Raw genomic sequence first — 12,409 nt, forward strand, 5'->3', positions numbered from 1 at the left:
TGTCGAAGGGCCCTTCGACAGGCTCAGGGCGAACGGAGATGGGCTCAGGACATCACTTCGCCGCGATGCGCTTGGCTGCAGCGTCCAAGGCTTCCTTGGGCGATTGGCGGCCTTCGGTCATGTTCTGCAGTGCCGACTGCATCGACGACCAGAAGCGGCCCATCTCCGGGTTGTTGGGCATGGGCGAGCCGTCTTGTGCGCTGGCCATGGTGGCCTGGATGTTGGGGTTGCTCTTGAGTTCGGCAAACAGCGCCTTGCTCGCAGGCGTGCCCAGCGGCACGTCGTCGTTGATCTGCTTGAGGCCCTGCACGCTCAGCATGTGGTTCTCGATGAACTCGACCGCCACGTCGCGGTTGGGCGAGGCCTTGGAGATCATTGCGCCCAGCACGCCGACGAAGGGCGCCGCCTTCTTGCCACCCACGGTCGGGATCTTGGTGACGCCGAAGTCGATGTTGGCCTTCTTCAAGTTGTCCCACGACCAGGGGCCGTTGATCATCATCGCGACCTTGCCTTGCGCCATGCCGGCTTCCATCTCGGCGTAGCCGGCGCCCTTGGTCATGACACCGTCTTTCACCATCTTGGCCAGCAGCTCGGCGCCTTTCAGCGAGCCGGCGTTGTTGACGCCGGTGTCGGTCGAGTCATAGGTGCCGTCGGCCTTGAGCTTGAACACGTAGCCCCCGTTGGCAGCCAGCAGCGGCCAAGTGAAGTAGGTGTTGTTGTAGTCCCAGAGCATGGCCTTCTTGCCATCGGCCGACAGTTTCTTGTCGAGCGCAATCACTTCTTCGAAGCTCTTGGGCGGCACGGGAACCAGCTTCTTGTTGTAGACCAGCGAAACCGCTTCGATGGAAAGTGGGTAGCCCCAGGTCTTGCCACCCACGCTGAAGGCCTTCCAGGCCAGCGGGTCGATGTCGGCTTGCACCTTCTTGCCCGGGCTCACGGTCTGCAGCAGGCCACCGGCAATCCATTCGCCGATGCGGTCGTGCGGCCAGATCCAGATGTCGGGGCCCTTGCCGGCGGCGGCGGCTTGCTGGAACTTGCCGGGAGCGTCTTCCGGGTGTTCGACGGTGACTTGCACGCCGGTCTTCTTGGTGAACTCTTCACCGACCTTGGCCAGGCCGTTGTAGCCCTTGTCGCCGTTGATCCAGATCAGCAGTTTGCCGGGCTCGGCGGCGCCGGCCAGGCCGCTGCTCAGTGCCATCACCGCGGCGGCGGCAATCAGCTTCAGTTTGTTGCGCGAGTTGATCATTTCATCTCCTAAGTGGTAGCCGCGGTGGGCCGGGTCGCGATCGGGGGATCGTGTTGTCGGGGAAAGTCAGCGGGGAAAGAAGGGAAGGGCCAGGCCCTGGTCGTCGAAGAGGTAGCCGTTGGCAGGTGACAGCACCAAGTGCGCAACGTCGCCGGCGGCCAATGGGTTGTCAGGGAAGGCTCGCGCGACGACATGCCCGTTGGCGCCGGCCATGTCGAGGTAGAAGTAGGTGGTGTCGCCCAGGTGCTCGGCGATTTGCACCGTGCTGCGCAGGCTGTTGGGCGCCGGGTTTGCCTGCGACACCAGGTGCTCAGGCCGCACGCCCAGGGTGAGGGCCGCGCCGGTCGGCAGCCGGCGCGCGTCGGCGTGGGAGGTGATCAGCGTGCCGTCGGGCAGGCGGACCACCGACTGCTGATCGTCGGCCGACTGCAGCGTGGCCGCAATGAAGTTCATCTTCGGCGAGCCGATGAAGCCCGCCACGAACAGATTGGCGGGGCGGTGATACAGGTCGAGCGGGCGGCCCACCTGCTCGATGCGCCCGGCGTTGAACACCGCGATGCGGTGCGCGAGCGTCATCGCCTCCACCTGATCGTGGGTCACGTAGACCATGGTGGTCTTGAGCTCTTTGTGCAGGCGCGCCAGCTCCACGCGCATCTGCACGCGCAGCGAGGCGTCGAGGTTGGACAAGGGCTCGTCGAACAAGAACACACCCGGCTTGCGCACGATCGCGCGGCCGATGGCCACGCGTTGGCGCTGGCCGCCCGACAGGGCTTTGGGCTTGCGCTCCAGCAGGTGCTCGATCTGCAAGATTTGTGCGGCGCGCTGCACAGCGGTCTTCATCTCGGGCTTGCTGAAGCCGGCCAGTCGCAGGCCGAAGGCCATGTTTTCGGCCACGGTCATGTGCGGGTAGAGCGCATAACTCTGGAACACCATCGCGATGCCGCGCTTGGCGGGCGGCACCTCGTTGACGAGTTGGTCGCCGATGTAGAGCTCGCCGGAGCTGATGTCTTCGAGGCCGGCAATGCAGCGCAGCATGGTCGACTTGCCGCAGCCCGAGGGGCCGACGAAGACCATGAATTCGCCGTCGTGGATGTCGAGGTCGACGCCATGCAGGATCTCGACCTCGCCGTAAGCCTTGCGCAGTGCCTTGAGTTTCAGGTGGGCCATGGGTTCGCTCTTCCTTCAGGCGCTGATGTCGCCGAAGTAGGCACCGTACGCGGGCAGGCGCAGCTGCGTCCCTTCACGCAAACCCTGTCTTGCGCCGTCGAAGCCGTGGCCATCCAGGGCGCGGCTCGCGCGGGTTGAGCCGAGGCTCACGGTCACTGCCTCGCCTCCGAGGTTGAACACCGCCAGCACGGCAGGCCCCGGCTCGCCGGCGGCCGGTGTGCGCACCAGGGCCAGCACCGGCTCGGGCGTGTCGATGAAGCGGATGTCGCCGGTGACCAGGCAACGCTGCGTCTTGCGCCAGGCCAGGAAGCGGCGGTAGAAGTGCAGCACCGAGTTCGGGTTGGCTTTGTTCACGTCGACCGCGTTGGCGGCGTGTTCGGGCGGCACCGGCAACCAGGGCTCGACCTTAAGGCCGTTGCTGAAACCGGCATGCGCCTGGGTGCTGACCCAAGGCATGGGCGTGCGGCAGCCGTCGCGGCCCTTGAACTCGGGCCAGAAGGTGATGCCGTAGGGGTCTTGCAGTTTTTCGAACGGAATTTCGGCTTCGGTCAGCGCGAGTTCGTCGCCCTGGTAGAGGCAGGCGCTGCCGCGCAGGCTGAGCAGCGCCGCGACGATCACCTTGGCGTACTCCGGCGAGGCGCCCGGGCCACCCCAGCGCGACTGCACACGCGCCACGTCGTGGTTGCCGAACGACCAGCAGCCCCAGCCGTCGGCGATCTGTGCCTCGAGTTCTTCGACCTGCTGGCGGATGTAGCCCGCGCTGTGCTGGGCCGTGAGCAGGTTGAAGCTGTAGGCCATGTGCAGCTTGTTGCCACCGCTCGTGTAAGCGGCCATGGTCTTGATGGAGTCGTCGTCGCCGATCTCGCCCACGCTCTTGGCGCCGTACTCGTCGAGCAGGCTGCGAATGCGCTCCAGGTAGGGCAGGTTTTCGGGCTGCGTCTTGTCGTACAGGTGGCGCTGGTAGCCGTAGGGGTTGGTCTGCGACACCGAGCTGGTGTCGCGCGTGGTGGCCGGCGGGTTGTCGCGCAGCTGCCGGTCGTGGAAGTGGAAGATGCACGCATCGAAGCGAAAACCGTCGATGCCGCGATCGAGCCAGAAGCGGATGTCGTCCAGCACCTGCTGCTGCACCTGCAGGTTGTGGAAGTTCAGGTCGGGCTGGCTGGTGAGGAAGTTGTGCATGTAGTACTGGCAGCGGCGCGAGTCCCACTGCCAGGCCGAACCACCGAACACGCTGAGCCAGTTGTTGGGCGGTGTGCCGTCGGCTTTGGCGTCGGCCCACACGTACCAGTCGGCGCGGGAGTTGTCGCGGCTGCTGCGGCTCTCCTTGAACCACGCGTGCTGGTCGGAGGTGTGCGACAGCACCTGGTCGATCACCACCTTGAGGCCCAGCTCGTGCGCGCGGGCGATGAGGCGGTCAAAGTCGGCCAGCGTGCCGAACAGCGGGTCGACCTCGCGGTAGTCGGCGATGTCGTAGCCGAAATCTTTCATCGGCGACTTGAAGACAGGCGAGATCCAGATCGCGTCGACACCGAGGCTGGCCACATAGGGCAGCTTGTCGATGATGCCGGGCAGGTCGCCCACGCCGTCGCCGTTGCTGTCGGCAAAGCTGCGTGGGTAGATCTGGTAGATCACGCCACCGCGTGACCAGTCGGCGGTGGCGGGGCTTGCGGGTGTTGTTGTGTTCACGTGAGTCGACTTCTGGGGATCGGGTTCAATGCCTTGGGCACACAAGGTGCCCAAGGCGCTGAAGGCAGGCGCACCGGATGAGAGGGCTCCGGTGCGCCTGCCCGCATGCTCTGTCAGCGAGCGTTCAACAAAGTGGCGCACCCCCCGCACGCCACGATGTTGAGCCGATCACCACCAGGATTCAACTTGCAGGCCGTAGGTCATGCCGTTGCGCTTGTCGCCGAACACGCCGTTCGGGCCGATGCTCGTGCTGCCGGCACCGGCTTGCGAACGTGCGTCATCGTTCCACTTGGCATAGGTGACGAAGGCGCGGAACACCGGGCGGGCCCAGAAGCCCTTGGCCAGCGAAATCTGCGGAGCCACGGTCAGCTTGGCGATCTTGGGCTTGATGCCGCTGTCGGTCTTGCCGGTGTCGTAACCCGCTTCGACGGCAATGCTGAAGTTGTCGTTGAAGTTGTACTGCGGGCGAATGCCTGCGCTGGTCCAGGTGTTGTCGTCGCCACCGAAGTTGGCCCTGCCGTAGCTGGCGGTGAACATCCCGGAGATGTTGGTCCCGGCCAGATCGAAGTAGAACTGGTCATGAATGCGGAACGAGTTGCCCTTGGCGTCGCCGCCACCCTGGTTGGTGGGCAGCCATTCGAAGCCGCTGCCCAGCTTGTTGCCGAACACCACCCCAAGCTTGTTGAAGCCGCCGAGCAAGCCAGTCTGGGTGTGCTCCAGGAACAACATGGTGCCGCTACCGGTGGCGGCGTTGTCGTTGGCCGAGCTGCCCTTCAGGAAGACGACTTCGCCTTCGAGCTTGCCGTTCGGGTTGACGTTGATGTCATAGAAGCGGCCGCTGTAGCGCTTGCCGACCACATCGCCCCGGGCGTTGGAGTTGCCGCCGGTCTGGTGATAGGCGAAGGCCAGTTTCACCGGGCCCGCGTTGATGTCTTCCAGGCCGGCACCGGGGCCGCTGTTGTTCCAGTAGAAGTAGTCGTTGATGTGGATGTCGTGGCGGTTGTAGTAGCGCTTGCCCAGCCACACCTTGGCGTCTGAGAGAGCGCCACTGTCGCCAAAGAAACCACCGGCTTGCACGAAGTTCTGACGGCTGGCGATGTTGAAGTCACCCGTGACCGTTTTGTTGCCCGTGTTCACGATGCCCTCGTAATCGCCGGCGTTCTTCTCCTGCAAAGCAAGCATCAAGCTGTACTTGGCCCAGGCCCCATCGGCCTTGCCGAAGGGCGCCACCACCATGGCTTCGCCATAGGTGTCGCACTCGTTGCCGAGACGGTACTTGGCGCGGATCGGCCAGACGCCGTCACCGCCAAAACACTGCAGGTTCCCACCTTCACTGGTGGTGCCGACCTGCGTGCGCAGGTAGCCGTGGAATTCCACGCCCTGGGCTTGCACTGAGGTCGCCCCCAGGGTGCTTGCTGTCGCCGCGGCCACGGCGAGCAGTTTGAATTTGTTCCTCATTGACGGACTCCTCATTGCTTTGCTGCTGGATGCCGAACTCCAGGTTTCGTTGAACCCGGTGACTCGGCGGTTGGGGGAAATCGGGCTGCACCTTGTTGCCATAACTGGCCAATCAACAAGGTAGCTTGACTACAAATTTGCTTCGCTTTGCGAATTGACGGGACTTTAGTAGCTGAACTACAGCCTAAAAAAGCGGGTTTACCCGAACCGCTCACTCGGTAAAACCCTTGTTCGTATTCTCCCGGGGTGCAAAAGCGTGGACTCCCATTGTTAATGGGCGTACAGTTTTGCTTTGTAGTTTGCTTACAGGATGACTTGGCTTGAACTCGAACAATCATTTCCCTCGCCTGCTGGGCGACATTGGCGGCACCAACGCCCGTTTGGCTTGGCAAGACAGCCGCCAAGCGCCCTTGAACGACATTGCCACCTACCCCTGCGCTGACTACGAGTCGCTGCTGCACGCCATGCAGCACTACCTGAGGTCGCACGCCAAGCCGACGCCTAGCTGGTGCGCCATCGGCATTGCCAACCCCATCGTGGGCGACCACGTGCAGATGACCAACCACGACTGGTCGTTCTCGATCTCCGGGGTGCAGCAGGCGCTCGGGCTGGAGCGCTTTCTGGTGATCAACGATTTCACGGCACTGGCCTTGTCGCTGCCGGCGTTGTCGTGGTCTGACCTGTTGAAGGTGGGCGGCGGCGAGCCCGCGCCCGACGCACCGATGGCCTTGCTTGGCCCCGGCACCGGCCTGGGTGTTTCGGGCCTGCTGCCGGCGAATCGCCTGCATGCGAGCGTGCCGCTGAACGGGGAGGGCGGCCACGTCACGCTGGCCGGCACCAATGAGGTCGAAGACGCGGTGATCCAGCGGCTGCGGCGCCGCTTTGGCCACGCCTCGGCAGAGCGGGTGCTGTCGGGCCCGGGTTTGTCGAACCTGTGCGAAGCGCTGTGCGAAGTGGCAGGCGTTCCCGTGCAGTCGCGCACGGCGGCCGAGATCACTGCGGCTGCACAAGCCGGCAGCGACCCACAGTGTGTGCAGGCCGAAGCGCTGTTCTTCAGCTTTCTCGGCACCATGGCCGGCAACCTGGCGTTGTCGCTGGGCGCGCGAGGTGGGGTCTACATCGGTGGCGGCATCGTGCCGCGGCTGGGCGCGCGCATCCTGGCGTCGAGCTTTCGCGAGCGCTTCGAGAGCAAGGGGCGCTTTCGGGCCTACCTCGCCACCATCCCGGTGTTCGTGGTCAATGCCGACGTGTCGCCGGCGTTGATCGGCGCGTCGCGCGCGCTTGATGATTTGTGAACGGAGGCAGCATGCGCATTCACCCTGGAGCCTGGCTGCAAGCGGCCTTTGTCTTGGTCAGTCTGACCGGTCTGCTGGCGCCCGCCGTGGCGGCCGATGCGCCGAAGCGCCTGTGGCAGATCGGCGAGTTCAGCCAGGTGCTGCGTGCGCCGCGCGAAGCGGGCAGCGAGCCCAACCAGCACCCGCGTGCGCTGCCGCCCGAGCAGCTGCGCTCGCTGCTGGCCTCGTTGCGGGTGCTCATCAAGGGCAAGTCGCAGCCGCTTTTCATCACCGACGAGATCGGCGACCTGATCGAGCCGCTGTCGCAAGCCCTCGCCGCGGCCGAGCCGGGCGAAGACCTGCTGCTGCTGAGCACCACGCGCCGGGGTGACACCGTGCTGGCGCCCGCCACCGGGCTGACGGCGCGGATGTTCGTGCAAGCGGAGCAGTTGCATGTGATCGTGCACGACGCGCGTCTCGAATTCATGGGCGCCTGGATCGGTACCCGCATACGCCCCAAGTTCAGCTATGGCACACGCACTCGCGCGAGCGAGGTGACGCTGCAAAGCGCCACCGGCCAGGCCCGCCGCAGCGACTGGCAGGCGCTGCCGCTCGGTGCTGCCACCGCCGTGGCCCCACTTTCTGCGCCTGCGGCCCCGGCCGCACCGGCGCGCGACAACGGTTTCTACCAAGAGCAGGAACAACGCCTGCGCGGACTCAAACGCCTGCTCGAGCAGGGGTTGATCAGCGAGGCGGAGTTTCAGCAAAAACGCCGCGAAATTCTCCAAACCCTTTGACCTGATCAAGCGCGCCCTCGACGGCGCGCAGGAGACCCACATGAGACTGATGACCTGGCGCCTTGCGCGCTGGATGGGCGGCTGCGCCCTGGCGGCGGGGCTGGCGGCATGCGGCGGCGGCGGTGGTGACGGCGGCGGAACGACCAGTCCGCCTGCCGGCCTGGAAGCCGGAACGCTGCGTGTGCACTACCAACGCCCCGATGCGATCTACACCAACTGGGCGGTTTACTCCTGGAACGGCCCGACCACGCCCTCGACCGGCTGGCCGGGCAACCCGCGCTTCGTGTTTGAACGAACCGATGGCTACGGCTCGTACGTCGACATCCGGCTCGACACCAGCAAGACGACCTTCGACTTCGTGCTCAACAAGGGCACCAACGGCACCGACACCATCAAGGACATGGACTGCGACCGCCGCGCGACCATCGCCAGCGACATCACCACCCGCGGCCAGCAGATCTGGCTCAAGTCGGGCGACTGCGCGACCTACGCCACCGAGGCAGCGGCCAACGGCATCAGCCTGAATGCGTCGCGTGCGATGTGGTTGTCAACCGGCACGCTGGTCTGGCCGGGCGCCACGCAGGCGGGCGAGTTCAGGCTGTACCACGCGGCCCATGGCGGTATCGCGGTCGACTCCAACAGCGGTGTCAGCGGTGCCGACGGCTTCCTGCCGCTCACCTCCGACAGTCTGAGTGCCGACCTGCAAGCGCGCTTCCGCCACCTGGCCACCGCGCCCGCCTTCACCGTGCCGGGCACGGCCAACGCGCGACAGTTGCTCAAGGGCCAACTGGTGGTCGTGCGCTGGCTCAACGGCAAGCCGGCCGGGGCCACGCAGGTGCAGACCCAGGGCGTGCTCGATGACGTCTACGCGGCGAGCGCCACCACCCAGCCACTGGGTGCGAGCTTCGCCGGTGACGGCACGCCGACGCTGCGCCTGTGGGCACCCACGGCGCGCTCGGTGCGGGTCAACATCCTGGGCGGCGCCAGCCTTCCCATGGTCGAAGACGCGGCCTCGGGCGTGTGGACGCTCACCGGCGACGCGGCCTGGCGCAACACCGCCTACTACACCTACAGCGTCACGGTGTTCTCTCCCGTCGATGGCGGCGTGGTCACCAACGAGGTCACCGACCCTTATGCCGTGACCCTGAATGCCAATGGCCAGGCGGCCTTGCTGGCGGATCTCTCCAGCGCCGCAATGAAGCCGGCCGGCTGGGACGGCCACGCCGTGCCGCCGCTGGCCGAGCCGGAAGACAGCGTGCTGTACGAGCTGCACGTGCGTGACTTCTCGGTCAACGACAGCACTGTGCCGGTGGCGAAACGCGGCAAGTACACCGCTTTCGGCGAGACCGCCTCGCAGGGCATGACTCATCTGCGCGCACTCGGCGCGGCCGGGCTGACCCATGTGCATCTGCTGCCGGTGTTCGACATTGCGAGCGTCAACGAAGCCGGCTGCACCACGCCTGTGATCACGCCGTCCGGCAGCACCTCCACCGCCCAGCAAGTCACTGCCACCGCGGCAGGCGGCACCGACTGCTTCAACTGGGGTTACGACCCGCGCCATTACGGCGCCCCCGAGGGCAGCTACGCCACCGATGCGGCCGATGGCCGTGTGCGGGTGATCGAGTTCCGCGAGATGGTGGCCTCGCTGCACAGCGCCGGTCTGCGCGTGGTGATGGACGTGGTCTACAACCACACCAGCGGCAACTTCCTCGACCGCATCGTGCCGGGCTACTACTACCGGTTGAACGGTGAGGGTGTGATCGAACGTTCGACCTGCTGCGACAACACCGCGCCCGAGTTCGCGATGATGGAAAAGCTGATGCTCGACACGCTCAAGACCTGGGCCACGCAGTACGGCGTGGACGGTTTCCGCTTCGACATCATGGGCCACATCCCCAAGAGCTCGATGGTGAGGGCCCAGGCCGAGGTGGACGCCGCCGCCGGCCGTGCGCTTTACTACTACGGCGAAGCCTGGAACTTCGGTGAGGTCGAAAACGACCGCCGTTTCGAGCAGGCCCGCCAGGCCAACCTCGCCGGCACCGGCATCGGCTCATTCAACGACCGGTTGCGCGACGCCATGCGCGGCGGTGGCCCCTTCGACAGCGGCGAGAACATCCTGCGCAACCAGGGTTTTGCGAGCGGCCTGTGCTACGACGTCAACGCCGCCAACGGTTCGGTGGCCTGCACCAGCGGCCAGCGCAGCGACCTGCATTACCGGCAGAACCTGATCCGCATCGGCATGGCCGGCAACCTGCGCAACTTCGTGCTCAACGGGCAGGCGGCCAGCGCCTACGACTACGGCGGCCAGCAGGCCGGCTACACCAGCGACCCCCAGGAGGTCATCAACTACGCCGGTGTGCACGATGGCGAAACGCTGTTCGACATCGCCCAGTTCAAACACCCGAGCGGCACCTCGGCCGCCGACCGCGCGCGTGCCCAGGTGGTAGCCCTGGCCACGGTGCTGATGGGGCAGGGCGTTCCGTTCATCCATGCAGGTGACGAGCTGCTGCGCTCCAAGGCCTTCGACCGCGACAGCTACAACTCGGGCGACTGGTTCAACCGCATCGACTGGACAGGCAGCACCAACTACCTGACCGAGTTCGGCCTCCCCCCGGCGGAGAAAAACGAAGCCGGCTGGCCGCACATCAGCGCGCTGCTGACCAACGCCAACGTGGCACCGTCGTCGGCCGACATCTTGGCGACACGTAATGCGGTGCTCGACTTCATGGCGCTGCGCCGCGACACCACCATGCTGCGCCTGCGCACCGGCGCCGACGTGATGCGCTGTGTGAGCTTCCCCGACCAGGCCGCCCAGCAAGACGGCTTGATCGTGATGAAGGTCGGTGTGGGCGACACGAGTTGCGGCGACGGCCGATACCGCAACCTGCTGGTGCTGATCAATGCCAACAAGGTGGCGCAGACCTTCACCTCGGCGGCCTTGGCCAATGCCGGCTTCGTCTTGCACCCGGTGCAGGCGGCAGGCTCGGATGCGGTGGTGAGAACCGCGACCCATGACCAGGCCACGGGCGCATTCAGCGTGCCGGCCCGCACGGTCGCGGTGTTCGTTCAGAACTGACAACTGAAGACGAAATAAAGCGGCGCTACGGCGCCGCTTTTTCTTTGGTGCGGGGAAGAACTCAGCCCGCGCCCATCACCTGGCTGAAACCACCGTCCACATAAGTGATTTCGGCGCTGATGCCAGCGGCCAGATCCGACAGCAAAAAGGCGGCTGCATTGCCCACGTCGTCGATCGTCACATTGCGGCGAATCGGCGCGGCGGCAGCAAACTCGGCCTGCAGCTTGCCAAAGTCCTTGATGCCCGAGGCGGCCAGCGTCTTGATCGGCCCAGCCGAGATGCCGTTGACCCGCACCCCACGCGCGCCCAGGCTTTGCGCCAGGTAACGCACGCTGGCCTCCAGCGACGCCTTGGCCAAACCCATGGTGTTGTAGTTGGGGACAAAACGCACCGCGCCCAGGTAGGTCAGCGTCAGCAGCGCCGCGCCGGGGCGCAGCAGCGGTAACGCCGCCTTCGCCATCGCCGGGAAGCTGTAGGCCGAGATGTCGTGCGCAATGCGGTAGTTCTCGCGCGTCATGCCGTCGAGAAAGTCGCCGGCGATCGCCTCTCGCGGGGCAAAGCCGATGGAGTGCACAAAGCCGTCGAATTGCGGCCAGGCCTCGCCCAGCTGCTTGAAGGTGGCGTCGATCTGCTCGTCGCTGCTCACGTCGCAGTCGAAGACCAGCTTGGAGCCGAAATCGGCCGCAAACTCGGTGATGCGTTCGCGAAAGCGCTCACCCACGTAGCTGAAGGCCAACTCGGCGCCCTCGCGGTGGCAGGCCCGGGCAATGCCGTAGGCGATGGAGCGGTTGTTCAACACGCCGGTGATCAAAAAACGTTTGCCGGCCAGGAATCCCATGCTGTCTCCGCACTGTTGTTAGAAAGTCAGCCGCGATTTTGGCACGCAGCCCACAGTACGCGGTCTCTCTGCTTGCTTGACGACGCCAGGGCTTGCGCTACTTCGGGCTGAGGCTACAATGCGCTTTTCGCAAGAAAACTGCATGGGCGGATTCTTCCAGCCCTTTTTTTTTGCTTGATCGACTTTGCGGTGGTGCCCTAGCCCAGGCTTTTTGGCGGGGGAGCAAGCAGGCCTGAGCAAGCTGATCAGGATCTGATTGACCGCGGATGAATTGGCAAATCGTCGTTGAAAGTACCGTGACCGGCCTCGGTTACGACCTGGTGGACTGCGAACGCAGCCCCAAAGGGCTGCTGCGCGTCTACATCGACCGCGTGGCCAACGACCCGACGGGTGAGTACATCGTGGTCGAAGACTGCGAGAAGGTCACCCGGCAGCTGCAACACGTGCTTGAAGTTGAAGGCTGTGCCTACGAACGGCTCGAAGTGTCGTCGCCCGGCCTGGATCGCCCGCTGAAGAAGGCGGCCGACTACCAGCGTTTTGCGGGGCAAGAGATTGATCTGAGTTTGAAACTGGCATTTCAGGGCCGCAAGCATTACCGCGGCGTGCTGGAGGCTTTGGCCGAGGGCTGGCGCCTGGTGCTGAAGAGCGGTACCAAAGGCAAGGCCGACGAGGCCCTGGATTTTTCGCTTGAAGAGGTAAAGGAGGCCCGCTTGGTGCCCGTGGTGGACTTCAAAGGTCGGCGTTTCCAGCCGGTTGAAGCGCCCCAGGGTGACGAAGCGACGGCCAACGATGTTGACGGAGATCGCAAGCAATGAATCGTGAACTGCTGATGCTGGTAGACGCCATCTCACGCGAAAAAAGCGTGGA

9 protein-coding genes are annotated in these 12,409 nt (G+C 65.0%); 4 read left to right on the plus strand and 5 right to left on the minus strand.

The window, feature by feature from the left end:
* Positions 1-52: 52 nt before the first annotated feature.
* The 4 genes from malE to RMO40_RS15725 all read right to left on the minus strand — a co-directional run bounded on the left by malE (position 53) and on the right by RMO40_RS15725 (position 5,557).
* Positions 53-1,246, minus strand: coding sequence for a maltose/maltodextrin ABC transporter substrate-binding protein MalE (gene malE / locus RMO40_RS15710; RefSeq protein ID WP_309723333.1), 1,194 nt, complete (start codon positions 1,244-1,246; stop codon positions 53-55).
* Positions 1,247-1,312: 66 nt separating this feature from the next.
* Positions 1,313-2,413, minus strand: coding sequence for a sn-glycerol-3-phosphate ABC transporter ATP-binding protein UgpC (locus RMO40_RS15715; protein ID WP_309723335.1), 1,101 nt, complete (start codon positions 2,411-2,413; stop codon positions 1,313-1,315).
* Positions 2,414-2,428: 15 nt separating this feature from the next.
* Positions 2,429-4,099, minus strand: coding sequence for an alpha-amylase family glycosyl hydrolase (locus tag RMO40_RS15720; RefSeq protein ID WP_309723338.1), 1,671 nt, complete (start codon positions 4,097-4,099; stop codon positions 2,429-2,431).
* 168 nt (positions 4,100-4,267) lie between these two features.
* Entirely contained in the window at positions 4,268-5,557 is a 1,290-nt protein-coding gene (locus RMO40_RS15725) for a carbohydrate porin (RefSeq protein WP_309723342.1), read from the minus strand.
* A gap of 320 nt (positions 5,558-5,877) precedes the next feature.
* Here RMO40_RS15725 and RMO40_RS15730 point away from each other — a divergent pair, with 320 nt between their 5' ends.
* Genes RMO40_RS15730 through RMO40_RS15740 form a run of 3 tightly spaced genes read left to right on the plus strand, consistent with a single transcriptional unit; the run spans position 5,878 to position 10,704 of the window.
* Positions 5,878-6,852 carry a glucokinase gene (locus tag RMO40_RS15730; RefSeq protein ID WP_309723345.1) on the plus strand — a complete coding sequence of 325 codons (975 nt, stop codon included), beginning with the start codon at positions 5,878-5,880 and terminating at the stop codon, positions 6,850-6,852.
* 11 nt (positions 6,853-6,863) lie between these two features.
* Positions 6,864-7,628: an SHOCT domain-containing protein gene (locus RMO40_RS15735; protein ID WP_309723348.1), complete on the plus strand. Its 765-nt coding sequence runs from the start codon at positions 6,864-6,866 to the stop codon at positions 7,626-7,628.
* A gap of 40 nt (positions 7,629-7,668) precedes the next feature.
* Complete coding sequence (locus tag RMO40_RS15740; RefSeq protein ID WP_309723352.1) at positions 7,669-10,704, plus strand: alpha-1,6-glucosidase domain-containing protein; 3,036 nt, start codon at positions 7,669-7,671, stop codon at positions 10,702-10,704.
* Between the two features lie 61 nt (positions 10,705-10,765).
* On the opposite strand, the gene fabI is transcribed toward RMO40_RS15740, so the two are convergent.
* A complete protein-coding gene (gene fabI / locus RMO40_RS15745; RefSeq protein WP_309723355.1) occupies positions 10,766-11,542 on the minus strand; it encodes an enoyl-ACP reductase FabI in 777 nt (258 codons plus the stop codon).
* Positions 11,543-11,808: 266 nt separating this feature from the next.
* Here fabI and rimP point away from each other — a divergent pair, with 266 nt between their 5' ends.
* Complete coding sequence (gene rimP, locus RMO40_RS15750; RefSeq protein WP_309723358.1) at positions 11,809-12,357, plus strand: ribosome maturation factor RimP; 549 nt, start codon at positions 11,809-11,811, stop codon at positions 12,355-12,357.
* Positions 12,358-12,409: the final 52 nt, after the last annotated feature.

It is taken from the genome of Rhizobacter sp. (assembly GCF_031412075.1).
Lineage (GTDB): Bacteria > Pseudomonadota > Gammaproteobacteria > Burkholderiales > Burkholderiaceae_C > Rhizobacter.

Bases quoted from the DNA above. Each gene is read 5' to 3' on its own strand.
- rimP (WP_309723358.1), top strand. From the start codon at position 11,809: ATGAATTGGCAAATCGTCGTTGAAAGTACCGTGACCGGCCTCGGTTAC.
- RMO40_RS15725 (WP_309723342.1), bottom strand. From the start codon at position 5,557: ATGAGGAACAAATTCAAACTGCTCGCCGTGGCCGCGGCGACAGCAAGC.
- malE (WP_309723333.1), bottom strand. From the start codon at position 1,246: ATGATCAACTCGCGCAACAAACTGAAGCTGATTGCCGCCGCCGCGGTG.
- RMO40_RS15735 (WP_309723348.1), top strand. From the start codon at position 6,864: ATGCGCATTCACCCTGGAGCCTGGCTGCAAGCGGCCTTTGTCTTGGTC.
- RMO40_RS15715 (WP_309723335.1), bottom strand. From the start codon at position 2,413: ATGGCCCACCTGAAACTCAAGGCACTGCGCAAGGCTTACGGCGAGGTC.
- fabI (WP_309723355.1), bottom strand. From the start codon at position 11,542: ATGGGATTCCTGGCCGGCAAACGTTTTTTGATCACCGGCGTGTTGAAC.
- RMO40_RS15740 (WP_309723352.1), top strand. From the start codon at position 7,669: ATGAGACTGATGACCTGGCGCCTTGCGCGCTGGATGGGCGGCTGCGCC.